This is a genomic window from Echinicola vietnamensis DSM 17526 (genome assembly GCF_000325705.1).
GTDB classification, from domain to species: domain Bacteria; phylum Bacteroidota; class Bacteroidia; order Cytophagales; family Cyclobacteriaceae; genus Echinicola; species Echinicola vietnamensis.
On record NC_019904.1, the window covers coordinates 3,163,548 to 3,189,353 of the forward strand.

The following is a 25,806-nucleotide window of genomic DNA, read 5'->3' on the forward strand; positions in this document are numbered from 1 at the left end:
AAAGTAAAGGAAATGAAGCAAATCAATTCATTTAGTAACTTCAGGCCAATGGAGTTTTGGTGGAAGTCTTTGGTGTGGTGCATGGTGAGCCTGTATGGGAGCATTATATGTCCTGGGCAAGTAGCCGGTCAGGAGCTCAAACTCTGGTATGATGATCCCGCAGCATCTTGGGTGGAAGCCCTTCCGATAGGAAATGGAAGGTTGGGTGCCATGGTTTTTGGTGACCCCTATGAGGAAGTGATCCAGCTGAACGAAAACACCCTCTATGCTGGCCGTCCACACAGAAACGATAATCCCGACGCAAAGGAAGCGCTGGCCGAAGTGCAATCGATGATTTTTGATGGTCAATATGGTGCTGCCCAGCATCGGATCAATGAGACATTTTTTTCGGGAATCAATGGAATGCCCTATCAGACAATGGGGCAATTAAAGCTTTATTTTGACGATGAGCGAGAGGTGAAGGAATACCGGAGGGAACTTGACCTTAAAAAGGCCCTTGTCACCACGCATTATAAGAAGGGCGATACCCACTTTACCACACAAGTTCTCGCCTCGCATCCCGATCAGGTCATGGTTATTCACCTGACTGCCGATAAGCCTGGAGCCATTCATTTTACGGCTTTGGTGGACAGGCCCGGACCCTTCCAGCTGCAGCACGCCGCCAATGGGGAATTGCTTATGACAGGCACTTCCGGTGATCATGAAGGTATCAAGGGCGGGGTGGAATTTGCCACTAGGGTAAGGGTCAAACATTCAAAAGGGGAGATGGTCAAGACAGGTGAGGGAATTGCAGTGAACAATGCCAATTCAGCTACCATTTATATTTCCATGGCCACTAATTTCAAGCAATATGATGACATCAGCGGTAATGCAGTGGAATTGTCCAAGCAACACCTCGAAAAGGCCTTGGGCAAGTCATTTGATCAAATCAGGAAATCACACGAGGAAGATCATCGCCGGTATTTTGACCGTGTGTCGCTTGATTTGGGGGAAAGTGAAGCAGAAAAGGATCCAACTGACAAAAGGGTAGAAAACTTTTCGAAAAGAGACGACCCAGGGCTGGCTGCTTTATATTTCCAGTTTGGACGTTACCTGCTGATTGCCGCCTCCCGGGCAGGAGGCCAACCGGCCAACTTACAGGGGATATGGAATGACCAGCTCAACCCGGCCTGGGACAGCAAGTACACGGTAAACATCAATACAGAGATGAACTATTGGCCGTCTGAAATCACCCACCTTTCTGAGATGAACGAGCCGCTAGTGGAGATGGTCAGGGAACTTTCCCAAACAGGAAGAAAAACAGCCAAGGACATGTATGGCGCCCGTGGCTGGGCAATGCACCATAATACCGATCTTTGGCGGATCACCGGTCCAGTGGACGGCGCATTTTGGGGTATGTGGCCCATGGGAGGAGCTTGGCTCACCCAGCACCTTTTGGACAAATTCGATTTTTCTGGCGATACAACCTATCTAAAATCCATTTATCCCATACTAAAAGAGGCCTGCTTATTTTATTTGGATATCCTAAAAGTAGCTCCGGAAACGGGCTGGAAGGTGGTGGTACCATCGATTTCTCCAGAGAATGCTCCTTATCTGGACCATGATGCTTCTGTAGGTGCCGGACATACAATGGATAACCAGCTGCTGTCAGACTTGTTCCAGAGAACTTCCCGTGCGGCCAGTATCTTGGATGATAAGGCATTTGCGGAGCAGTTGAAGGATAGTTGGGCACTGCTTGCACCCATGCAAATCGGACGATGGGGCCAGCTGCAAGAATGGATGTACGATTGGGACAATCCAGAAGACCATCACCGTCATGTTTCCCACCTGTATGGGCTTTATCCCTCCAACCAGATTTCACCTTACCATACACCTAAGTTATTTCAGGCAGCCAAAACTTCCCTTATGGCAAGAGGAGATGAATCTACCGGATGGTCCATGGGATGGAAAGTCAACCTTTGGGCCAGATTACTTGATGGAAATCACGCACTCAAGTTGATCAAGGACCAATTGTCCCCGTCCATCCAGGCGGATGGCAAACAAAAAGGAGGTACCTATCCGAATCTATTTGATGCACATCCACCATTTCAGATTGATGGCAATTTTGGCTGTGCGGCGGGAATTGCAGAGATGCTGGTTCAAAGCCATGATGGAGCCATTCACCTTTTGCCTGCTCTGCCCGATGCATGGGAGACAGGAAAGGTGAGTGGGTTGAGGACAAGAGGTGGGTTTGAGGTGGAAATGGCCTGGAAGAATGGAAAACCGCAAAAAGTGACCATCAGCTCTACATTAGGAGGCTATTGTAGGATTCGCTCTTATTATCCCCTGAGCGGAGAAGGACTTCAACCAGCTACCGGGGAAATCAGCAATCCGTTCTTTCAGACGCCTGAAGTAAAACCGGCTTTGGTTGCTTCAGCATCTACATTATTGCCACTGGTTTTGGATGAAATATATGAATACGATTTATCCACCAAACCAGGAAAGAAATATGAACTTCATGCGAAATGACCTTTGTAAAAAGTAACATGCTAAGACTGATCAATCCAAATCATATAAAAAGAGCAAATGAGAAGAGGCTTTTGCTAATGGCAATTACGCTGACCATACTGAATGTCCTTTCACTGATGGATCATGAACTTCAAGCCCAAGTCTCGGAACGTGACAGTCTTTATAACCTGACCCAGCAAGACTACGATGACATGAAACAAAAGCTGGGGCTAAAGGCAGCCATGCGTCCTGGGCCTTCTGGAGATCCTTCCGCTGCTAATGCCGCCAATACTGATGAATCAAAAGTGAGGAGTTATTCCTTGCCAGATCCGCTTATTGCAAAGGACGGGAAAAAAGTCACGTCACAAGGAGGTTGGGAGGAAGAAAGAAGGCCTCAAATCGTACAGGACTTAGAAACCGAAATGTATGGGGCCTTGCCCGCCAATTTACCTGCCGTGACCTGGCATGTGGTCTCGGAGAAAGATACCGTAATTGCAAATTTTCCGGTGACCGAAAGATTATTGGTCGGCAAAGTGGACAATGCGAGCCATCCCGAAATTGATGTACAAATCGAGTTGCTTGTGGGAGTACCTACTGCAGTTACAGCGGAGGTTCCATTGGTGATGGAGTTTGGATTCATCCGGTGGCCATTTGGCAATCCTTCGGCGGAGCCCGCCAGTTATTTCATGTCCCCTTACGAACCCCGTTGGAAACAGCAATTGCTGGCTAAAGGTTGGGGGTACGCCGTATTGGTTCCTTCAAGTATCCAACCGGATCATGGTGCTGGATTGCGAACTGGAATTATCGGATTGGCCAACAAGGGGAAATTCCGGAGACCTGAACAGTGGGGAGTACTTCGTGCTTGGGCATGGGGAGCCAGTCAGGCCATGGATTATTTTGAAAGTGACCCGAATGTGGATGCTTCTAGGATTGGCATCGAAGGTACATCGCGGTACGGAAAAGCAGCCTTGGTCACGATGGCCTTTGATAACAGGTTTTCACTTGGATTTATAGGTTCCTCTGGCGCCGGAGGAGCATCCATCCTGAGGAGGAACTTTGGAGAGCAGGTGGAAAACTTGACCTCTTCAGCCGAATACCATTGGTTTTGCGGGAATTTCTTGAAATATGGTAGTGACCTGGCGGTAGATGATTTACCTGTGGATGCACATTCCCTACTGGCCCTTTGTGCTCCACGGCCTGTGTTTATCAGTGTGGGGTCGCCTTTTATCGAGGGGCAATGGGTGGATGCCAGAGGGATGTTTTTGGGAGGAGTCCAAGCAAGTCCTGTGTATGAACTTTTGGGCAAGAAAGGTCTTGGAACCTCGGAATTCCCAGAAATGGGCACTGCCTTGACTGATGGTGAAGTGGCTTTCCGGCAGCATGCAGGAGGCCATTCTACAGGCCCCAACTGGAGTACTTGGATTGCTTGGGCTTCACGATATTGGAATACAGGGCTATAAATAATTTAAAATATAAAAAGCTGTTGAAATGAAATCTACCTTTTATTTAACTTTCCTTTTTTGCTTAGGGTTTTTCGGGAAATCATATTCCCAAAACCCTATCATCACCGATGTATTCACAGCCGATCCTGCTCCGATCGTTTATCAGGATACCGTATTCCTGTACACGAGCCACGATACCGCTTCCGTGGAAGCCACAAACTATCAGATGAAAGACTGGTTGGTGTTTTCGTCTACTGATATGGTGAATTGGACCAATCATGGTGCTCCGCTTTCCCCAAAATCATTTTCTTGGGCCACTGGTGATGCCTATGCCGCCCATTGTGTAGAGAAAGATGGTAAGTTCTATTGGTATGTATCCACCTTTCATAAAAAAGATGAAAACAGCAATGGCGGTGCAGCCATTGGGGTAGCCGTGTCTGATAGTCCTACTGGTCCCTTCAAGGATGCTTTGGGAAAAGCATTGATCGTCAATGAAATGACTACTGATAATGAGCACGGTTGGGATGATATCGATCCGGCAGTTTTTATCGATGACGATGGCCAGGCGTATCTTTATTGGGGAAATGGAAGCTGTAAATGGGCCAAGCTCAAAGACAATATGGTGGAGCTGGACGGTCCGATCCATCACTTCAAGCCTAAGCATTTTATCGAAGGCCCTTGGGTGTACAAACGGCAAGATCTGTATTATTTGGTGTATGCCAGCGCCGGCACAAAACCAGAAATGATAGAATACTGTACTGCCTCAAGTCCCGAAGGCCCGTGGAACTACCAGGGAATCATCATGGAAAATGTCCCCAACTGCTTTACCGTTCATTCTGGAATAGCCACCTATAAGGGAAAAGATTATTTCTTTTACCATAATGGGACACTTCCCACCGGAGGCAGTTATAGACGCTCCATCTGTGTAGATTATATGCATTATAATGAAGACGGCACCATCCGGAAAGTGACGCAGACAAAAGAGGGAGTACTTCCGGCAGAGTGATTATCCATATGTATCAAGACATAAAAGAAGAGAAAAGCATAAAGAGAAAAGAGGCTCCGCCGCTCCTGTCTGCCGCCAAAGGCAGGGTGGACGAGGCAGCGTGCGAACTGTGAATCCTGATAGCTATCGTGATCGGAGGGCTCAGAAAACAAAATAAAACCAATTAATAAACCATCTAAATGAAAGAAACATTCAAAAAAATATCTCTGGTGCTTGTCATTATGACCCTAGGGGTTTCTGCCCAAGCCCAGGACAAGAATTTTTACATTTTTCTTGCTTTCGGCCAATCCAATATGGAAGGAGCAGCGAAGTTTGAAGAACAGGATAGGGAGGTAAATCCACGGTTTCAGGTCTTACAATCCATTGATTGTCCTGATTTGGGCAGGGAAAAAGGGCAATGGTACCCGGCTGTTCCGCCATTGACCCGATGCCATACGGGGCTCACTCCAGCCGATTATTTTGGAAGGACCTTGGTAAAAAACCTGCCAGACAGTATCCGGGTGGGCGTGATCAATGTGTCTGTGGGAGGATGTAAAATAGCGCTGTTCGAAAAAGATACTTATTCCTCCTATGTCGATACAGCGCCTGATTGGATGCTGAACATGATCAAGGTATACGATGGAGATCCTTACGGCCATTTGGTGGAACTGGCAAGGAAAGCGCAGGAGGATGGCGTGATCAAAGGGATTCTACTCCATCAGGGCGAGTCCAATACTGGTGATGTCCAATGGCCCAATAAAGTGAAGGGAGTATATGAAAACCTGCTTTCCGACTTGGGCTTGGTACCAGAGGAAGTACCGCTATTGGCTGGGGAAATGGTCAGTGCCGAGCAGGGAGGGAAATGTGCCAGCATGAATGCCATCATTGCCACCTTACCGGAGGTGATTCCCAATGCCCATGTGATCTCATCCCAAGATTGCGAAGCGGTTTCCGATGGGCTGCATTTTTCAGCAGCAGGATACAGGGAGCTAGGCAGACGCTACGGAGCCAAAATGAGCTCGATTTTAGAAAATTAACCAATAAACTACCATGAGAAGAATAACCTGTTTAATGCTATTGTTTGTCTGGAGTACAACGATTGGTTTTGGTCGCCAACAAGTGGAAAAGGAAGCTCCGGAAGGTTTCGACCAAGTGCAAAGTGATATATCCCATGGGAAATTGGATACGGTGAAGTATACTTCCAATACAGTGGGTACGGAACGTAAAGCGGTAATTTATACCCCGCCAAACTTTGACAAAGGAAAAAAATACCCTGTCCTCTACCTTTTACATGGCATCGGAGGGGATGAAACAGAATGGTTGCGAGGCGGTCAGCCCCAAGTGATCATGGACAACCTCTATGCTGCGGGAAAAGCGGAGCCCATGATCATCGTCATGCCCAATGGGCGCGCCATGAAAGATGACCGTGCCACGGGAAATATCATGGCAAAAGATAAGGTAGAGGCCTTTGCCACCTTTGAAAAGGACCTGCTCCATGACCTGATCCCTTTTGTGGAAAGCCATTATCCCGTTTTGGCCGACAGGGAGCACCGGGCCATTTCTGGTTTGTCCATGGGCGGTGGCCAAACCCTTAATTTTGGCTTAGGAAACTTGGATTATTTTGCATGGGTCGGGAGTTATTCTGCAGCACCAAATACCAAAAGCCCTGAAATGCTGGTGCCGGATCCTGCGTACGCCAGGGAGAAATTGAAATTGCTTTGGATATCCTGCGGGGACCAGGATGGCCTATTGAGCTTTAGTCAGCGTACCCATGATTACTTGGTAGAAAAGGATGTTCCCCATATTTTTTATATCGAGGAAGGTGGCCATGATTTTAAGGTATGGAAAAACGGACTCTATATGTTTTCACAACTGTTGTTTAAGCCAGTGGATCAGGCTAAATTCAATCAATACAGTCCCTTAGGCATTGCCGCGGCAACGAACGTACGTGGGGCGAAGTTTCCACAAATCATGCCTGACGGAAGTGTAAAGTTCAAGTTTAGGGCCCCATCTGCGGATAATATCCAGGTGGATTTGGGGAAAAAATACCCTATGACAAAGAACGATCAAGGAGAGTGGGAAGTGACCACCGATCCATTGGGCGAGGGGTTTCATTACTATTCTCTGTTGATTGATGGGGTTGCGGTAGTAGATCCTGCGAGTGAGGCTTTTTATGGTATGGGCAGAATGGCCAGCGGTATTGAGGTTCCATTTTCCGGGGATGATTTCTATGCGGTCAAGGATGTTCCTCATGGCGAAATCAGGCAAGTGAGGTACTATTCTCCAGTGTTACGGACGTGGAGGAGGTATTTTCTTTATACACCTCCCGGATATGATCATCATTCCGCTCAAGGATATCCGGTACTTTATATCCTTCACGGCGGTGGAGAAGACGCAAGAGGTTGGGGACAGCAGGGGAAAACAGATTTGATCCTTGATAATCTGATTGCAGAAGGAAAAGCTAAACCAATGCTAGTGGTGATGCCTGACGGCAATATGCCGATAGCCGCATTTGAGGAAAGGGGCTTACAACTATTCGAAAGTGAACTGAAAGATGCCATCATCCCCCATGTGGAAAAGCATTACCGGGTGGAGGAAGGCCCAGCCAACAGGGCATTGGCGGGGCTCTCCATGGGAGGAATCCAGACACTTTATGCCGGCATCAATAACACGAATATGTTTTCCCATTTGGGTGTATTCAGTTCTGGCTGGATTTCCCAGCGTCAAAATGGTATTGCCGAAAAGCAGTATGCCTTGATGGAAAAAAACGCTGCCAAGATCAATGCTGAATTGAATCTTTTTTGGATTTCCATGGGAGGAGAAGAGGATATAGCCCATGATAATTGTGAAAAAATGTTAGGGGAGTTTGATCGGATAGGGATAAACTATCGCTATAGTGAGTATCCTGGTGGCCATACTTGGCCGGTGTGGCGGCATGATCTCCACCATTTTGCTCCTTTACTTTTCCAATGAGCATTAAGGTATAGTAAACCACACCGAGCATATAAGTCATATCGAATTAAATCACATCAAACCTATTAAAAGTACAACATGAAAACGGTTAATTATTCCCTGTTTACTGTCTTTTTAATCCTATTATTTACTGTTGATGCCAGTGCGCAAGACAGCAGGAAGGTATCCAGTCCTGATGGTAAGCTTGTCTTCGTCGTGGAGACCGTGGAGGGGAAGTGGCACTATGACGTTCTTTATGATGATAAACCGATGCTGGAGCACTCCCCATTGGGACTGAAGACCAATGAAGGGGACTTTACTTCAAGCCTGAGCTTTGTGGCGGCTTTCATGGATGTAATAACCACACAATACAAACAGGAAAAGATAAAGACCGCCTCCGTGAAGTATGAGGCCAACACACTGGATTATACCATAAAGAATGAGGAAGGAAAACAAATGGTCCTTCGTGTTCAAGTGAGCGACCACGATATTGCCTTTCGGTATGAGCTGCCCAAATGGGGAGACACGCGGGCCACGGTGGTAGAAAAGGAATATACCGGATTTCGGTTTCCAGCAGAAAGCTCCGCCTTTCTTTCCTCAATGATGAGGCCGATGACCGGGTTTGCGCGGACGGCTCCCAGTTATGAAAGCGGTTATGTGACAGATGCTGATTTGAAAAGTACTACTGCAGAGTATGGTTATGTTTTTCCTGGACTTTTTAAGATTGGTGAAAATGGCTGGGTCCTGCTGTCCGAAACAGGCGTGGGTAGCAATTATAACGGCGCTCACCTCAGCAGCTTCACGGATGGAATATACACCATGGAATATCCCCAAATGGAGCAAAACAATGGTTTTGGGAGTACTGGTGCCCAAATCGGACTTCCGGGCCACACCCCTTGGCGGACCCTTACCGTAGGAAAATCCCTTAAGCCGATCGTAGAGACCACCATTCCCTTTGATGTGGTGGAGCCGCTATATGAGCCGTCTACTGCCTACCAATATGGGAAAGGAACCTGGAGCTGGATAGTCTGGCAGGACAACAGCATGAATTATGAAGACCAAGTGAAGTACATTGATCTGGCCGCGGCCATGGATTTTGAATACATCCTGATCGATGCGTGGTGGGATGAAAGAATTGGCTATGAAAAGATGGAAGAGCTGATCCAGTATGCCAATTCGAAGGAGGTTAATGTCTTCCTTTGGTACAATTCCAACGGAAGCGCTAATGATGCATTTCAGACTCCCCTGAACAAAATGAACACTTCCGTAGCCAGGAAAGAGGAAATGAAATGGTTGAAGGAAGTTGGGGTAAAAGGCTTGAAAGTGGACTTTTTCGGTGGAGACAAACAGGAAACCATGCGGCTATATGAGGATATTTTGGTGGATGCCAATGACCATGGCTTGATGGTGATTTTCCATGGGACTACTTTGCCCAGGGGTTGGGAAAGAATGTATCCCAATTTTGTAGGAAGTGAGGCCGTGTTGGCTTCGGAGATGTTGATTTTCTCCCAAGATGTGAGAGAGAAGGAGGCATATTATGCATCATTGCATCCATTTATAAGAAATTCAGTGGGAAGCATGGAGTTTGGCGGGGTTTTGCTCAACAAATTCCTCAACAAAGGAAATGAACGTGGCCAAGAGCGGCTGACCACTGACGTTTTTCAGTTGGCCACAGGGGTACTTTTCCAGAATCCGGTCCAAATGTTTGGCTTGACACCAAATAACCTGACTGATGTACCCGAATTTGAGCTGGAGTTTATAAGGGAGCTACCCACGACTTGGGACGAAACGGTCTTTATCGATGGATACCCAGGCAAATATAGTGTCTTGGCGCGAAGAAATGGAAAACGCTGGTATGTCGCTGGTGTCAATGCTGAAAATGCTCCCAAGACCTTGAGGATAGCTCTTCCCATGCTCCAAGGCCAGCAGGTTTCCCTGTACAATGATGGCGATAAAAGACAGCCTACGCACCAAACGGTGGAAGTAGGAGAAAATGGAGAATTGACCGTGACGGTCCAGCCAGGGGGAGGCTTTGTGATAACGAATTAAGGACAATTCCATGAATATAAGCTTTAAAAAACTCGTTTATTCGGCATTCCTCCTTGGAGGGACTTGCCTGAACGCCCAGGGCCAAAACCCCATCATCCAAACTTCCTATACGGCAGATCCCGCTCCGATGGTCTATAATGGCAAGGTATATTTATACACCTCCCATGATGAGGATCATTCGACGTGGTTTACGATGAATGACTGGAGATTGTACACCACAGAGGACATGGTTAATTGGACAGATCATGGGGCAGTCTTGTCCTATAAGGATTTTAGTTGGGGCAAAATGAATGCCTGGGCGCCGCAGTGTATCGAACGGGACGGAAAATTTTATATGTACGTGCCCATTACCGATAGGAATCATAAAAACGGTATTGGAGTAGCCGTATCCGATAGCCCATATGGACCTTTTATTGATCCTTTAGGCAGGCCCTTAATCAGCAATAGCATGGCCGATATTGACCCGACGGTTTTTATAGACGATGATGGGCAGGCTTATCTGATGTGGGGAAACCCGGTCTGTTATTATGTGAAACTGAACAAGGATATGATTTCTCTTGATGGGGAGATAGGGCAGTTTCCCAATACGGTAGCTGCTTTTGGTAAACGTAAAGGCAAAGAAGATCCACGTCGCCCCACGACCTATGAGGAAGGGCCTTGGCTGTACAAGAGAAATGACCTGTATTACCTGCTTTTTGCTGCGGGGCCATTACCCGAGCATATTGGCTATTCGACCAGTACGAGCCCTACAGGCCCATGGCAATACCAAGGCGTGTTGATGCCTACCGAGGGAAAGAGCTTTACCAACCACCCAGGTTTGGTGGATTTCAAGGGAAAGACCTATCTGTTTTACCATAATGGGGCATTGCCCGGAGGGGGAGGGTTTACCCGTTCGGTGTGTGTCGAAGAGGTGAAGTTCAATGAAAACGGAACCATCATGCCCCTCACAATGAGCCATGGAATTGCCGAAGGGCTTTCGCAATTGAACCCGTTTAGGAAAAATGAAGCGGAAACCATTGCATGGTCAGAAGGAGTCAGCACTGCGCAAAACGAAGGAGTGGGCAATTACGTCATTGCGGAACATGACGGTGCCTATTCCATGGTCAAAGGAGTAGATTTTGGAGATGTGGGCGCCACGACCATTCATTTGCGGCTGGCGACGACCCACAATGGGAATGTGAGCGTGGAAGTAAGGCTGGATGGCTTGGAGGGAGATTTGATTGCCGAAGTGGAGGTTCCGCTCACTGGCGGAAGTGACCGCTGGGCCCTTGTCAAAAAACAACTTACCAAGGTGACAGGCGCACATGATCTCTACTTTATCTATAAAGGCAAGGCACCAAAAGACGTATTGTATTTCGATTATTGGATGTTTTCAAAATAATCCTCTCAGCAAAATTAAATAGAATCCATATTAAGAAGATAAAAATGAAGAAACGACCTATTATCCTATTGGCTTTTTTATGGGCCACTTTTACTTTTAACCAAGCGTTAGGAAGGCAGGAAGCCGACCGTACCCCGCTGTTTACCAAGGTGATCTATCAGGGAGACGATCAGGTATATCATGATCATCCTCTGGAGGAGGGGGAATTTTACAATCCAATCCTCCAAGGATGCTACCCCGATCCAGCCATTACCAGAAAAGGAGACGATTACTATATGGTTTGTTCTTCTTTTGCGATGTTTCCTGGCGTCCCCCTTTTCCACTCCAATGATTTGGTGAACTGGACCCAGATCGGCCATGTCCTGGACCGAACGTCTCAATTGGATCTCCATGATACCGGGATCAGTTCAGGGGTGTATGCACCAGGAATCACCTATAATCCCCACAACGATACGTTTTACATGATCACGACGGCTTTTGCCGGAGGATTGGGTAATATTATCGTCAAGACAAAGGATCCCAAACAAGGGTGGAGTGATCCCATAAAACTTGATTTTGATGGTATTGATCCGTCTATTTTCTTTGATGAGGATGGAAAGGCCTATGTCGTCCACAATGATGCACCACCGAGGGGAGAAGAACTGTACAATGGCCACCGTGTGATCAAGGTATGGGAATATGATGTGGCAAAGGACCAGGTGATAGCAGGTACTGACAAGATCATCGTAAATGGAGGGGTGGACCTTTCCGAGCAACCCATCTGGATAGAGGCTCCTCACCTTTACAAAAAAGACGGACGCTATTACCTGATGTGTGCAGAAGGTGGTACTGGAGGTTGGCACAGCGAGGTGATTTTTGTGTCGGATTCGCCAAAGGGACTGTTTAAGCCTGCTCCCAGTAACCCTATCCTTACCCAAAGGTACTTTCCAAAGGACCGCAAAAACAAAGTGGACTGGGCTGGACATGCCGATTTGGTGCTGGGGCCGGACGATAAATATTATGGGGTTTTCCTTGGTGTAAGACCAAACGAAAAAGACCGTGTCAATACCGGAAGGGAGACATTTATCCTGCCGGTGGATTGGTCAGGTGAATTTCCGATTTTTGAGAATGGCTTGGTACCGATGAAACCCAAGCTAAAGGTACCAGCTGGAGTGGTCAATAAAACAGGCGCAAACGGCTTTTTTCCCAATGGGAATTTTACTTACGAGGAGGATTTTACAGGTAAACAGTTGGATTACAGGTGGATCGGTCTGAGAGGTCCCAGGGAAGCCTTTATTGCTACATCCAAATCTGGCTTGGAGATCACTCCTTTTGCCGCCAATATCAAGGAGCTTAAACCTACTTCCACGCTTTTTTACCGGCAGCAGCACAACCGCTTTTCGTTCACTGCGGACATGCATTACCTTCCGGGGTCAGCAGAAGAGTTGGCAGGGATCACCTGTCTGCAAAACGAAAGCTTCAACTATGTTTTCGGGGTGACCAAAAAGGGAAGTGATTACTATGTGGTCCTTCAGCGCAACGAAAAGCCGTCCATGAGGAGCAGAGATACCAAATCCACCACCATTGCCAGTGAGCGAATTCCATTTGACGGGCAGATCAGTCTTCAGGTCAGTGCAGATGGAGACAATTATGAATTCGCTTATGCCGTGGATGGAGGAACACCGAAAAATCTGGGAGGGACCGTTTCCGGCGATATTCTTTCCACCAATGTGGCTGGAGGGTTTACCGGAAGTATGATCGGCCTGTATGCCACCAAATCTAATGATGCCTTGCCTGTTTCGGAGTAGTTGATGATTTCTCCAATTAGAATGGATAAGTGATGCGGAGAAGGAACTAGATAACGAAACATGCTACTGTACAATACATAATTGATTTTAACCTAATAAATAACCTGATGATGTCGTACATAATGAAAACCCTCACCAAAACCGTCCTTACTGGAGTTTTGCTCCTGTGTGCCAACGTTATTTTGGCGCAGGATGGGACCATGTATCCAATTGACAACCCTGAAGAACCCAATGCCATCCCCTTGGAAACAGGAGGGGTGGCAGGCCAACCTTCTCAGGAGACTTGGTTCCGTCAATGGGGCGACCCGATGGCCCGAAATATCAGTACCGCCACCCTGACTCCTTTTTTCCCCGAACCCGGCAAGGCCAACGGCACTGCGGTGATCGTAGCGCCCGGGGGAGGATTTAGGTGGCTTTCTATGGGGAACGAAGGCTGGGAAGTGGCCAAAGCCCTTACTGAGCAGGGGATCACGGCATTTGTACTCAAATACAGGCTGCATCCGACCCCCGAATCGTTGGAAGATTTCAGTAATTCCATGAACAGGACCTTTGACGAAGCAGCTAAAGGGACACAAGATAGGGAAGCCCCTCGAAGACCTCGCAGGAACCTTTCCGATCAACTTGAAGATGCAGAAGCAGCCTATGCCATGATTGTGGAACGTGCAGAAGAATGGGGCGTAGATACCGACAGGATAGGCATGATCGGTTTTTCTGCTGGTGCAGGTCTTACCATGCACTGCACCCTTAATTCAGTCACCATGGATTTGGCCTTTATCGGCCCGGTCTATGGTGGGATGGGAGAAGTAGAGGTACCAAAGAATGCACCTCCAATGTTCAATGTAATTGCCAGTGATGATTTTCTTTTCAACGGGCAATTTGGTGTGATCCGCTCTTGGTATGAAGCGGGTATACCGGTAGAGTTCCACCTTTACCAAAATGGCGGTCATGGTTTCGGCCTAGGAAATCCCGACCGCACCAGCAACGGATGGTTTGAAGCCTTTATGCACTGGTTGGACGTGAATGACTTCCTAGAGGGAGATGATAAGTGAAAATTGAATGAAGGGATATGCATGTATCCCCACCGAGAACCTTAGAAGTTGGGGTATCGGTAGGCGGATATGATATAGGAAAGGTTCTCTTTGTTACATAAAATTGGAGCATGAAGCATTTATTCGGATTTTGTGTAACGGTATGGGGTTTTTCCAGTTGCCATGATTTCCCTACCCAGGGATTTGACCATATATCAAAATGATTTCATCAAAATGACCTCATAATGAAAATAGAAACAAAAGAAGAAACACCCCAACCCATCATTCGATCGGGTGTAAGTTTTCCTAAGTGGAAGTACTTGGGAATGGGCTTACTGATTTACCTAATGGCGGGAATAATGAGGGTAAACGCCCAAGATGGCACACTTGATTTTTCCTTTTTGGACATGGAAAAAAACTTTGAAGAGCGGGTGGATATTCTGGTGGATCAGATGAGCTTGGAGGAAAAGGTGAGCCAGATGATGAATGCTTCTCCGGCCATTCCGCGGTTGAAGGTACCGGAATACAATTGGTGGAACGAATGCTTGCATGGCGTGGCGAGAGCGGGCTATGCCACTGTTTTTCCCCAGTCCATTTCGGTGGCGGCTTCTTTTGATAAAAACCTGATGAAGGATATTGGCTCGGTAATCTCTGATGAGGCCAGGGCCAAACACCATGAATTTATTCGTAACGGCAAAAGGGGAATCTATACCGGGCTGGATTTTTGGAGTCCCAATATCAATATCTTCCGGGATCCACGTTGGGGAAGAGGACATGAAACGTACGGAGAAGACCCTTACCTGACGGGAGAGTTGGCTTCCCAGTTCATAGAAGGTTTGCAAGATTCGGATGGCAAATACCTGAAGACCATTGCCACGTCCAAGCACTTTGCCGTGCATTCTGGACCGGAGCCTTTGCGGCATACGTTTGATGTGGATGTAAGTGACCGTGACCTTTACGAAACCTATCTCCCGGCATTCCGCAAGACGGTAAAGGAGGCAAAAGTATATTCCATCATGGGGGCGTACAATAGATTTAGGGGTGAATCGTGCAGCGGCCATGATTTTCTGTTAAATCAATTGCTGCGGGAGCAATGGGGCTTTGAGGGCTATGTGGTATCGGACTGCGGCGCCATTCAGGATATTCACACCGGGCACAAGATTGCTTCCACAGCAGCAGAAGCCGCCGCCATTGGCGTTTCGGGCGGCTGTGATTTGAATTGCGGAAATTATTATACCCATTTGACCGAAGCAGTGGCCGAAGGGCTGATCAGTGAAGAAGAGATTGATATTGCCGTGAAAAGGTTGTTTTTGGCAAGGTTCCGGTTGGGAATGTTTGATCCAGAGGAAGCGGTTTCCTATGCGCAGATTCCTTTCGGTATAGTCTGCTCAGAAGCGCACAATACCTTAGCAAGACAGGCCGCCCAAAAAAGCATGGTATTGCTAAAGAACCAGAAAAATCTTTTGCCCCTTTCAGTGGATAAGATCAAAAGGATAGCAGTCATAGGCCCCAATGCGGACAATGTGGAGTCGCTGCTGGGGAATTACCACGGTATTCCCAAAAAACCGGTTACTTTTTTGGACGGGATAAAGCATAAAGTGGGCCCTAAAGCCGAAGTTTTGTATACTGAAGGGGTGCATCCTGCAGAAGGTTTTTATAACCTGAAGCCCATTCCGTCTGCTTATTTTGAAACTGAAGATGGGCGCCAAGGACTTAAAGCTTCCTATTACGATAATCTTAAGTGGGAAGGTAAACCTGTCTTGGAGCGGGTTGATGACCAAATAGATTTTTCATGGGAGCACCAGCCCATTTCCAAAGACCTGATTGATAATTTTTCCGTGAAGTGGGAAGGCTATTTGGTTCCTCCTGCCAGTGGTCGGTATGAGTTCGGTGTGTTTTCAAAAAGGGGCATGAAAATACGTATCGATGGAAAGGAAATATCCAATGGGTCTGGTACCATTCATCGCGGAAGGTATGCGACTGATATCCTTTCCCTAGAAGGAGGGAAAAAATATAAAGTCGAAGTAACTTTCTTTAGTGATGAAACCAATGCCATCGCCCAAATGCTATGGGCAATGCCAGATGTGAGTAAAATAGATGAAGCAGTGGCAATGGCCAAAAGCGCTGATCTGGCTGTGGTGGTGCTGGGGTTGTCCCAAAGACTGGAAGGGGAAAGCATGGATGTGGTCACGCCTGGATTTGACAGGGGCGACCGTACTGCTATCACGTTGCCTGCCCAGCAGGAGGCTTTGCTCAAAGCAGTGAAGGAAACCGGTAAACCTGTGATTTTGGTGTTAAATGCTGGCAGTGCCATGGCTATCAATTGGGCGAAGGAAAATGTGGATGCTATTATCAGTGCCGGGTATCCTGGAGAAGAAGGCGGCAATGCTTTAGCTGATGTGGTCTTTGGAGACTATAATCCGGCAGGCAGGTTACCGATCACCTACTATCAATCTGTGGAGGATTTACCGCCCTTTGAGGATTATGATATGAAGGGAAGGACCTATCGTTACTTTGAAGGAAAACCTCTTTATCCCTTTGGCTATGGACTTAGTTATACACGTTTTTCCTATAAGGACCTAGAAGTTCCCGCTAAGGTCAATGCAGGAGACCCGGTACAGATCAGCGTAACGGTTACTAATATCGGATCCAGGGCAGGTGATGAGGTGGTCCAGCTGTACCTAAATGACAAGGAAGCTTCCACAATGCGGCCGATTCGGCAGTTGGAAGGTTTTCAAAGGATACATTTGAAGCCGGGGGAGAGCAAAGTGGTGAATTTTACCTTATCTGCTCGGCAGCTGTCCATGATCAATGGGGAATCCAAAAGGGTGATAGAGGAAGGGGTATTTTCCATCCATGTGGGAGGGGAGCAACCTGGATTTGATGGTAAATTGCAGGCGGAAACCACCGAAGTGGTGACTGGTGAATTTCAAGTAATAGGAAACCAGGAACTTGCGGATCTATAAGCAGATAAGGGGTAGCGGCTGTTTCCCAAAGCACGGATACCTCCGAATAGCCGTCTAATCCGCATTTGCAATGCGGACTGCAGAGAGTGGCATTTGTACGGCTACTATTTTCACATGATTGTCCCACATGCATTCGATAGCATTTAGAGAGCACCTGCCTGCCTTTCGCCTTTAGGCAGGTGCTCTGCGCTTTTACTGGGAGCGCAATGAGGCCCATTTATGAGACAGGCTCGTTTTTGGAAATGACTCGTGAGGACAATAAGGTCAAATTGGAAGGATTACCATTTACTCCAAATAGACCAATGCCAAGGTCTCCCAGCCGCTAAGGTCTTTGTTGTGGCCGACTTTCTCCATGGCTTGTGCTATTTTGTTTTTAAATGCCCAGCAGGTTTCCCGCCTTAGGTCCAAAATTTCGGATAGTTCGTTTAGGGTTAGCTCTACATCTTTTCTATTGCTGAGGTACAGGATATAGAAGGCTTTTTCAATGGGGAATTTTAATTTATGGAAAAGGGTTTCGGCAGTGGGAGATTCATAGTAATTACAGTTTTTACATCTCCTGCCATGGTTATTGTCTTCGTTGGATTTGTTATACCCACATTTTTTACAGACAAATTTTTGTTGCCACTTTAATTCTGAAAGAAATTTCAAGCAGGCCTCTTTGTTAGGGAAGACTTTTTTAAAGTCTTCAAAATCAAATCCTCTCATCAGCGCCATATCTTTGGTAATTTCTTCTACATTGCTCCGGAGTTTGTCGTTGTTTTCCTTAAGGTACCGGTTGATATTTGAAATCTGCGCATTGAGTTCCTCAAGTTTAAGGTTTGTCGTTTGAAGTACCACATTTTTTTGGGCCAGGGCAGTGGCCATGTTTTCGATTTCTTCAGTGCGCTCCTTAACCTTTTGGTGGAGCCTATTGTTCATTTCATAGGTAACCCGGTTTTTTTCTTCCAAGGCGGTGGTCTTCTCAATGTTGGCTTTTTTGTATTCTTCTTGGAGATACTTTATCTGATTTAAGATGGACAGTGAAAACAAGACCATTTCTATAATGATGACTGGATGCACAAAGTACCAATTCAAGATCGGGTCATTAAACAATGCAAACGCACGTGTATAGCTATGGAAAATGATAAGGAAAAGGCAAACATAAGCCAATGTATAAGACAAAGAAAACCTTCCTATGGAAAGCAGTGATCTCAAGCCAATGGTAAAGGGAACCAATAATATCAGAAAGGATATGACCATATAGGGGATGGCATCCATCACCATTCCATAATTTTGGTTAAGAAACATGCCCATCATAATGGCAATAGCTGCAACCGTCAGGGGTTTCAATATTGGGGTCTTCTTATATTTCTGGACAAAGAAATAGGAAAAAAGCAACGTGGAGATGATGACAATGAGCTCTGTCAAACTACTGAAATTGGTGATGGTATTGATCCAAGGCACTGATGGCCATAGGTACTGGAAGCCAAGACCATCCCGTCCCAAAGAAAACCAAATGCTGGACACGATCAAGATGGAGGAAAACAGGTACAGGTTTTCCTTCAGTTTTATGACAAGGTAGACATGTAAGGTCAGGATGAGCACCAATATCCCATAATAGAGCCCCAGGAAGAAATATTCATTAAGTGAATGAGAAATAAAATTGTCATTGGTTCGAAGATGAAATGAAAAGGTCAAGGGATAGCTTCTTCGAATTTTAATGAAATACGTCTTGGTTTCTCCAGGGCGAATGTTAAGAAAATAATTGAAGTTTTTGTGAAGGATGTCGCGGTCATCAAAAGGATAATCATATCCTGCTTTCATGGGAAAATAACCTGATTCCCCCTGCGGAGAAAAAAAGGTGATTTCGTCGAGGTCGTATCCCCATGATTCAAAATACCAACCGTAGTGATCGTTTTGTTGCTGATTGGCCACAGTCATCCTGATCCATAAGAAGTCATTGAGATGTCCATAGACGACATGGGGATCCGTTATATGACTAAACTTCTCTTGGAATTCTAAAGAAGCTACCTGTTCGATACCCAAAGAATTGGTGGTGTCAATAAAATAATCAAGGTTTTGGATAATTTCCGGGATCCATTTGACATCCTTCTGTAGATGGATGACCGAGTGCTCTTCTGCCTTTAGTGCTGACACCAAAGAAAACAGAAACAGTACTATCATCGGAAAATGGAGGGGTAGTCTATTCACGGTTATCTTGCTGGGTATTTCATAAAGATTAATATCGAATATAATGATAACTATAATTTCAACCTAGGTTAAATTGCCTTTAGATGAAAAAAGAAAGTTTATAGAGAGAATGAGCCATTTCTATTCTTAAGCATAATCACGCCATCAGGCCATCCATTCAGATTGTTTTTGTAGATAAATAACGTAAGTAGTTGATAGTTAGTGATTTTATCTATCCGCAACAGGGCTAGCTATTTCGAAGGCTAATTTATTGGTTCATACCCTTAATTTTGGGAATACGGTTTGCGTGAGCCTTTCCACAAAGCGTTTTAAAGATTTTTTTCCCTTCATGTAAATGTGGTTATAGATTTAATTTATTGGTTTTCAGTGTTTTGTGTATTTTTTGAGGGTTTCAAATATATCACGTAGAAGCCTATATTTGATCATGAATCCATTCTGAAATAGATTATAGATGGATATCCAATACCTAAAACATAACCCTAATAACCAATGAAACTTTTCATTATACCAGTGGTATTATTTGGTCTATGGTCATGCGTCTTCCCGCTGAGCAGGGATCAGCAGGCCCAATCAGGTCTCAAAGACCTGTTTTATGATGATTTTTATATAGGGGCAGCATTGTCCGGAAATGATGTCAGGGAGCAGCCCACATCAATGGTCATGACATTGAGTAATCATTTCAACAGCTTGAGTCCGGAAAATCTGATGAAGTGGCAGAGCATTCATCCGGATTCCGGAAAATTTCAATTTGTTCAGGCGGATCGGTATGTGGAATTGGGGAAAAGGCTGGGTTGCCATTTGGTGGGACATACGCTGGTATGGCATAAACAAACTCCTGAATGGGTTTTCAAAGACCAAGGAGGGATGCCCAGGTCGTCAAAAGACCTCTCAGCCATGATGCAAGACCATATTCAAAATGTCATGGGACATTTTAAGGGGAGTGTCAAAACCTGGGATGTGGTAAATGAAGCTTTTACCGATGAGGGGGACTTTAGGCCCTCAGCTTGGTATCAGACATTAGGGGAGGATTTTATCAAATTGGCATTTCAAACCGCGAATGAAGCAGATCCGGAGGCTGAATTGTACTATAATGATTACAATGTCTGGAAGCCTAAAAAGACGGATGCAATACTTTCCTACACTTCAAAGATTCGGAACCAAGGTGTGAACATCCATGGAATTGGCATGCAATGCCATTTGGGGTTGGAATACCCTACTGTCAATCAATTGGAAGTGGCCATACAGAAAATCATTAAACATGGGTTCAGGATTTCCATAACCGAACTCGATATTGATGTATTGCCCAATCAAAGTGGGCGTCAAGGAGCTGATATAGATGCCAACTTCCCTTACGAGGCCAAATACGATCCCTATAAAGATGGTCTTCCGCCAATGATGCAAGAGAAACTTACCCAGCGGTACCGGGAAATTTTCAAGTTGTTTCTCAAATACCGCAAGCATATTGATAGGGTCACTTTTTGGAGCATTAGGGACCAAGACAGTTGGCTAAACAACTGGCCAATTCGCGGCAGGACGGCCTATCCATTATTGTTTGATGAAGAATATCAGTTGAAGGATTATATTTTCGACTCATTGACCACCCTCAAAAAAGGAGACAATAGCGGATAAATGCGCTTGATTCCTTTTGGTTCATCTCATAATGTCAATTATTAAACTATTCTATTAAAAATAATGAATGTAGTGAAGAAATATATTGTGAATACCTTGTTGGGGAATACGGTTCCCTGTCATCGATTGTTTGTTTTGCTGTTTGCAATGACGGTCATCGCTTGTAATGGTGAAAGAGAGGATGAGGCTAAAGCTAAAACTAAAACTAATCCTGCAGGTTCCAGCCCATTGATCTTCTTGAATGAACCGCTGATTAAATCGACCTTTACAGCGGATCCTTCTGCCCATGTTTTTGGGGACAAGATATATATTTATCCTTCGCATGACGTGGAGTCCCATGCAGTAGAAGATGATACTGGAGGGCATTTTAACATGGAGGATTACCATGTGTATTCCATGGAAAGTCCTGATGCCGAGGTGATCGATCATGGAAAGGTTTTGGGAGTAGCGGATGTGCCTTGGGCCAAAAGGCAGATGTGGGCTCCGGATGCAGCTGAAAGAGCTGGGAAATATTACTTGTATTTTCCGGCCAAGGATACTGCAGATATCTTTAGGATCGGGGTGGCAGTTTCTACTAGTCCAACAGGGCCTTTTAAGCCAATGGATGAGCCAATACCCGGCAGTTTTAGTATCGACCCGGCCGTATACAAGGACAATGCTAGCGACTATTATATGTATTGGGGAGGAATTTGGGGAGGACAGTTGCAAAAGTGGAGAACAGGAGTTTACCATTCGACCAGTGATAGTCCATATGCCGATGAGCCTGCAGGCCATGAACCTGCCATTTCCCCTAAGGTTGCCAAACTGTCCGAAGACATGACCACGTTTTCTGAAACCCCACGAGATGTGGTGATTTTGGGTGCGGACGGTGAACCTATAAAGGCGGGAGACCATGAAAGGCGCTTTTTTGAGGCGGCGTGGATGCATAAGCATGAAGGAACCTATTACTTTTCTTATTCTACCGGGGATACCCATAAAATCGTTTATGCCACAGGAGATTCCCCTTATGGGCCATTTACCTATAAAGGGGTGTTGCTGGCGCCAGTACAAGGGTGGACGAATCACCATTCCATTGTGAAAGTGCGCAATCAGTGGTACCTGTTTTACCATGATACCCAATTGTCAGGAAAGACGCACTTAAGAAACATAAAGATGACGCCTTTGGAACACCTGGATAACGGGGACATAGCGACTATATACCCCGTGAGCCATTCCATTAACTGAATAAAGTGCGAATTGAAGAATTGAATAATGACTGTAGAAGAGCGCTACAGCGAAGTCATTCCCTTAAAGGACAACAACAACGATCCATGGAAAATGGATTTTTATAGGGTAAACCTAATTAAAAAGCCAAGGAGGTTTCCTTCTTGGTTTTTTTAGCCAGCATACACTGAATAGGACTGGTTTCTTTATCGATGAGGCTGAAAAGCATTCACGAGGCAGATTTTGTTATTATGCTTGAAAAATGAGGTTGTTTAAGGTGGGGAGCCCCTCTTTAATAGTGGGAGAACAATACTGACATCGAAATTTAGATAATAGAAAAGGTGTCATTAAATCTACTTTACAATAAGAATATGAAGTGCACTTGTCAATAATTAGTGCCAGGTTCATATTTGGGGTTTATTAATCATGAAAGTCAGGAAGGGGTCCTCCCTGACTTTTTCCTATAAATAGGGGAAGTCAGAAAAGTTGATCGTAAAAACTACTAGAAATGGCTAAACCTTACTACTTTACATCACCTCTCTTTCGTGAAGCGTGTAACCTGTTGAACAGCATTTGGCATGGAGCGTCTGAGGGGAAGGAGGGATATTTAGCTAGAGGCCAAAACAACCCCTGGCCAAATTTCTATTTGGTTCTTTTCCCCAAGGGTTCCTAAAGAATATTTGGGGTTATTTTATGGCTAAAATAATGTCATAACCTAAAATAAGGTTGAAAGAGAAAAGTTAAACCATACAGGCAAGATCAGGTGATCGAGCAAGCCCATTATAACATTCTAATAATTATGAATACCTACAAATCCCAGTTTAACCTCTTATTTGTGTTGATGTTTCTTCTGTCGAGTGCTCATGCGCTGGCAAGACAGGAAAGCCAACTGGTCACCAACGAGCAAGGGGTGGATCGTTTTCCATTGGTTGATAAAGAAGCTGTTCCTATATGGATCGATGCCGGTGAAGAGGAAGGAGTGATCCTAGCCGCCCAGAATTTTCAACAAGATGTCAAAGCCGTTACAGGGATCGAACCGGAACTGTTTAAATCAGAAGATGCTCCAGATGATTCCTTTGTCGTCATTATAGGTACATTGGGGACAGGAGGGCTTGTGGATGAAATGGTGGCATCCGGTAGGTTAAAGGTTGCTGGAGTGGCAGGCAAATGGGAGACCTTTTTGGTGGAGACGCTGGAGCATCCTTTCCCGGGAGTGGAAGAAGCCTTGGTAATCGCAGGAAGTGATAAGCGAGGAACTATTTTTGGGATCTATGAGATGTCCGAACAAATTGGTGTAAGCCCATGGTACTGGTGGGCAGATGTGCCCATAAAGCAGTCCAAACGTCTTTTTGTGAAGAAAAGAAGGTTTAGCTTGGGAAGTCCTTCGGTCAAGTACCGTGGAATATTCATCAACGATGAAGCCCCCGCACTAAGTGGTTGGACACATGAAAAGTTTGGCGGCTTTAACCATCAGTTTTATGAAAAGGTCTATGAATTGATCCTGAGGCTAAAAGGTAATTTTCTTTGGCCTGCAATGTGGGGTAGGTCGCTGTATGAAGATGATCCCTTGAATCCTGTATTGGCGGATAAATATGGAGTAGTCATTGGTACTTCTCATCATGAGCCTTTAATGCGTGCACATGCCGATTGGGGCAGGCATGGTGAAGGTGAATGGGACTATACAAAAAATGATGAAAAATTAAGGCAGTTTTGGAAGGAAGGGATTCAGCGGATGGGAGACCATGAAAGCTTGGTTACGATAGGCATGAGAGGTGATGGGGATGAAGCCATGAGCGAAGCGAGCAATGTGGAACTTTTGGAAAAAATAGTGGAAGACCAGCGAAAGATTATCGCCTCCGTCACCGGTAAACCGGCCCGTGAAACTCCCCAAGTTTGGGCTTTGTACAAGGAGGTACAGGAGTATTATGATAAAGGAATGCGCGTTCCCGATGATGTCACCCTATTATTATGTGATGATAACTGGGGTAATGTTAGAAAACTGCCCAAAATCGGTGAGAAGCAGCACTCAGGTGGGTATGGTATGTATTATCATTTTGACTATGTAGGTGGCCCAAGAAACTATAAATGGCTAAATACCAATCCAATTCCCCGAATATGGGAGCAAATGCACCTCACCTACGAACATGGAGTCGATGAGATCTGGATTGTCAATGTCGGGGACATCAAGCCCATGGAGCTGCCGATTAGCTTTTTTCTGGATTATGCCTGGTCCCCCAATGCTTGGCCAGCAGAAAGGCTTCCAGCATATACCAGACAATGGGCAGAGAAACAATTTGGCGTGAAATACAGGGAGGAAATTGCCGAAATCTTGGATCTATATACCCAATACAATGGCAGGAGAACCCCTGAAATGCTTGATGAGGATACCTATAGCCTTACCCATTATCAAGAGGCCGAAAGGGTAGTGAAAGCTTATCAGGCCTTGGCACAAAAGGCCAAAACTATCCATGGCCAACTAGAAGGGCATTATAAGGACGCTTATTTTCAGTTGGTGTTATTTCCTGTTTTGGCTTGCTCCAACTTACATGAGCTGTATTTGTCCGTGGCTAAAAACAGGCTTTATGCGCAACAGGGGCGAGCACAGACCAATGAAATGGCCCAAAAGGTAGAAGCACTTTTTGCCAAGGATGCTGAAATGACCCGGTCCTATCACGAAGACCTATCAGGCGGAAAATGGAATCATATGATGGATCAGACCCATATTGGCTATACTTATTGGCAGGAGCCAAAGACCAATGTCATGCCGGAAGTAAAGCGCATTACACTACCTGAAATGGGAGGGTTAGGGGTCGCTTTATCAGAAGGTGAGACGTTTTATCCGCAAACCAAGAAATTGGTGATGGAAGAGATGAGTGATTATCAAATTTATGACAACCATGTTGTACTTTTTAACCGTGGTAAGTCGCCTATTCGGTTCGAGATTCAGAAAAAGCCCCAATGGCTTATAGTGGATAAGGCCTCAGGTAGCTTTGATGAGCAGCAGAAGTTGTCGATCAAGGTAGATTGGCAAAGACTTCCCTATGGCAAAACGGAAGGAGAATTGACCATCAGTTCTGGTGAAGAGAAAGTGGAAATACTGGTTCCTGTTAACCGGGTAGAAGTGCCGGAGAATTTTACGGGTTTTGTGGAGAGCAATGGTTATGTGTCGATGGAAGCTGTCCATTATACTTCCAAGGAAGAAATCTCTCCGGTGCGTTGGCAGGTGATTCCTGGACTGGGCAAAACTAGTTCAGCTGTTACCGCTTTTCCAGTGGACTTTGAAACCCAGAATACAAATACACTTGAGCATCACATTTCATTTGATGCCTATTTTACGACTTCTGGTGACATCACTATTTATACCTATTTATCGCCAACCTTAAACTATAAAAACACCAAAGAGGGTTTAAGGTTTGGAATATCCGTGGATGGTGAGGAACCGCAGATCATCTCCATGCATCAGGATGAGAAACCAGGAAGTTGGGACAAATGGGTAGGTGAGAGCATCAATATTAAAAGCAGTCAACACCATATCGATAAGCCTGGAAAACACCAAATCAAAATATGGTTAGTAGATCCTGGGGTGGTGTTCCAAAAAATAGTGGTGGACACAGGGGGACTTAAAGATAGTTATTTAGGGCCAGAGGAAAGTTTTTTTAGAATACCAAAAAAGTAAAAAGGGATGAAAGTCGGTTTGAATATAAGGT

General features: G+C 45.6%; 14 protein-coding genes. 13 read left to right on the plus strand and 1 reads right to left on the minus strand.

The genetic code is table 11. The annotated features are described in order from the left end of the window. The first annotated feature begins 12 nt into the window (after positions 1-12). The 10 genes from ECHVI_RS13005 to ECHVI_RS13050 all read left to right on the plus strand — a co-directional run bounded on the left by ECHVI_RS13005 (position 13) and on the right by ECHVI_RS13050 (position 17,077). A complete protein-coding gene (locus tag ECHVI_RS13005) occupies positions 13-2,508 on the plus strand; it encodes a glycoside hydrolase family 95 protein (protein WP_157501408.1) in 2,496 nt (831 codons plus the stop codon). Further along, complete coding sequence (locus ECHVI_RS13010) at positions 2,505-3,947, plus strand: glucuronyl esterase domain-containing protein (RefSeq protein WP_245553314.1); 1,443 nt, start codon at positions 2,505-2,507, stop codon at positions 3,945-3,947. The genes ECHVI_RS13005 and ECHVI_RS13010 overlap by 4 nt, the downstream gene beginning before the upstream one ends. A 28-nt stretch (positions 3,948-3,975) precedes the next feature. Beyond that, positions 3,976-4,935 (plus strand): glycoside hydrolase family 43 protein, encoded by a 960-nt coding sequence (locus tag ECHVI_RS13015; RefSeq protein WP_015266461.1) that lies wholly within the window; start codon positions 3,976-3,978, stop codon positions 4,933-4,935. 179 nt (positions 4,936-5,114) lie between these two features. Beyond that, on the plus strand, positions 5,115-5,951 hold the full coding sequence (locus ECHVI_RS13020; protein ID WP_015266462.1) for a sialate O-acetylesterase: 837 nt from the start codon (positions 5,115-5,117) through the stop codon (positions 5,949-5,951). A 34-nt stretch (positions 5,952-5,985) separates the two neighbouring features. Beyond that, complete coding sequence (locus tag ECHVI_RS13025; RefSeq protein ID WP_015266463.1) at positions 5,986-7,887, plus strand: alpha/beta hydrolase-fold protein; 1,902 nt, start codon at positions 5,986-5,988, stop codon at positions 7,885-7,887. 78 nt (positions 7,888-7,965) lie between these two features. Beyond that, positions 7,966-9,915 carry a glycoside hydrolase family 97 protein gene (locus ECHVI_RS13030; RefSeq protein ID WP_015266464.1) on the plus strand — a complete coding sequence of 650 codons (1,950 nt, stop codon included), beginning with the start codon at positions 7,966-7,968 and terminating at the stop codon, positions 9,913-9,915. A 10-nt stretch (positions 9,916-9,925) separates the two neighbouring features. After that, positions 9,926-11,296 carry a glycoside hydrolase family 43 protein gene (locus tag ECHVI_RS13035; RefSeq protein WP_015266465.1) on the plus strand — a complete coding sequence of 457 codons (1,371 nt, stop codon included), beginning with the start codon at positions 9,926-9,928 and terminating at the stop codon, positions 11,294-11,296. Positions 11,297-11,340: 44 nt separating this feature from the next. After that, entirely contained in the window at positions 11,341-13,083 is a 1,743-nt protein-coding gene (locus tag ECHVI_RS13040; RefSeq protein ID WP_015266466.1) for a glycoside hydrolase family 43 protein, read from the plus strand. Between the two features lie 110 nt (positions 13,084-13,193). After that, positions 13,194-14,132: an alpha/beta hydrolase gene (locus ECHVI_RS13045; RefSeq protein ID WP_015266467.1), complete on the plus strand. Its 939-nt coding sequence runs from the start codon at positions 13,194-13,196 to the stop codon at positions 14,130-14,132. A 224-nt stretch (positions 14,133-14,356) separates the two neighbouring features. After that, positions 14,357-17,077, plus strand: coding sequence for a glycoside hydrolase family 3 protein (locus ECHVI_RS13050; RefSeq protein WP_015266468.1), 2,721 nt, complete (start codon positions 14,357-14,359; stop codon positions 17,075-17,077). Positions 17,078-17,362: 285 nt separating this feature from the next. On the opposite strand, the gene ECHVI_RS13055 is transcribed toward ECHVI_RS13050, so the two are convergent. Next, the gene (locus ECHVI_RS13055; RefSeq protein ID WP_245553317.1) at positions 17,363-19,267 is read right to left on the minus strand and encodes a 7TM-DISM domain-containing protein; all 1,905 of its coding nucleotides are present in this window, start codon (positions 19,265-19,267) and stop codon (positions 17,363-17,365) included. Between the two features lie 489 nt (positions 19,268-19,756). Between ECHVI_RS13055 and ECHVI_RS13060 the strand changes: the two genes are divergently transcribed. The 3 genes from ECHVI_RS13060 (at position 19,757) to ECHVI_RS13070 (ending at position 25,775) form a co-directional block, all read left to right on the plus strand. After that, entirely contained in the window at positions 19,757-20,896 is a 1,140-nt protein-coding gene (locus tag ECHVI_RS13060; protein WP_015266470.1) for an endo-1,4-beta-xylanase, read from the plus strand. Between the two features lie 63 nt (positions 20,897-20,959). Next, positions 20,960-22,120, plus strand: a complete 1,161-nt coding sequence (locus tag ECHVI_RS13065) for a glycoside hydrolase family 43 protein (RefSeq protein WP_015266471.1) — start codon at positions 20,960-20,962, stop codon at positions 22,118-22,120. Between the two features lie 778 nt (positions 22,121-22,898). Beyond that, positions 22,899-25,775 (plus strand): glycosyl hydrolase 115 family protein, encoded by a 2,877-nt coding sequence (locus ECHVI_RS13070; RefSeq protein ID WP_015266474.1) that lies wholly within the window; start codon positions 22,899-22,901, stop codon positions 25,773-25,775. Positions 25,776-25,806 lie beyond the last annotated feature (31 nt).

Excerpts from the sequence above, each read along its gene's own strand:
- ECHVI_RS13045 (WP_015266467.1), top strand. The coding sequence starts at position 13,194 with ATGTCGTACATAATGAAAACCCTCACCAAAACCGTCCTTACTGGAGTT.
- ECHVI_RS13010 (WP_245553314.1), top strand. The coding sequence starts at position 2,505 with ATGACCTTTGTAAAAAGTAACATGCTAAGACTGATCAATCCAAATCAT.
- ECHVI_RS13015 (WP_015266461.1), top strand. The coding sequence starts at position 3,976 with ATGAAATCTACCTTTTATTTAACTTTCCTTTTTTGCTTAGGGTTTTTC.
- ECHVI_RS13050 (WP_015266468.1), top strand. The coding sequence starts at position 14,357 with ATGAAAATAGAAACAAAAGAAGAAACACCCCAACCCATCATTCGATCG.
- ECHVI_RS13065 (WP_015266471.1), top strand. The coding sequence starts at position 20,960 with ATGAATGTAGTGAAGAAATATATTGTGAATACCTTGTTGGGGAATACG.
- ECHVI_RS13070 (WP_015266474.1), top strand. The coding sequence starts at position 22,899 with ATGAATACCTACAAATCCCAGTTTAACCTCTTATTTGTGTTGATGTTT.
- ECHVI_RS13020 (WP_015266462.1), top strand. The coding sequence starts at position 5,115 with ATGAAAGAAACATTCAAAAAAATATCTCTGGTGCTTGTCATTATGACC.
- ECHVI_RS13040 (WP_015266466.1), top strand. The coding sequence starts at position 11,341 with ATGAAGAAACGACCTATTATCCTATTGGCTTTTTTATGGGCCACTTTT.
- ECHVI_RS13035 (WP_015266465.1), top strand. The coding sequence starts at position 9,926 with ATGAATATAAGCTTTAAAAAACTCGTTTATTCGGCATTCCTCCTTGGA.
- ECHVI_RS13025 (WP_015266463.1), top strand. The coding sequence starts at position 5,986 with ATGCTATTGTTTGTCTGGAGTACAACGATTGGTTTTGGTCGCCAACAA.
- ECHVI_RS13030 (WP_015266464.1), top strand. The coding sequence starts at position 7,966 with ATGAAAACGGTTAATTATTCCCTGTTTACTGTCTTTTTAATCCTATTA.
- ECHVI_RS13005 (WP_157501408.1), top strand. The coding sequence starts at position 13 with ATGAAGCAAATCAATTCATTTAGTAACTTCAGGCCAATGGAGTTTTGG.
- ECHVI_RS13060 (WP_015266470.1), top strand. The coding sequence starts at position 19,757 with ATGAAACTTTTCATTATACCAGTGGTATTATTTGGTCTATGGTCATGC.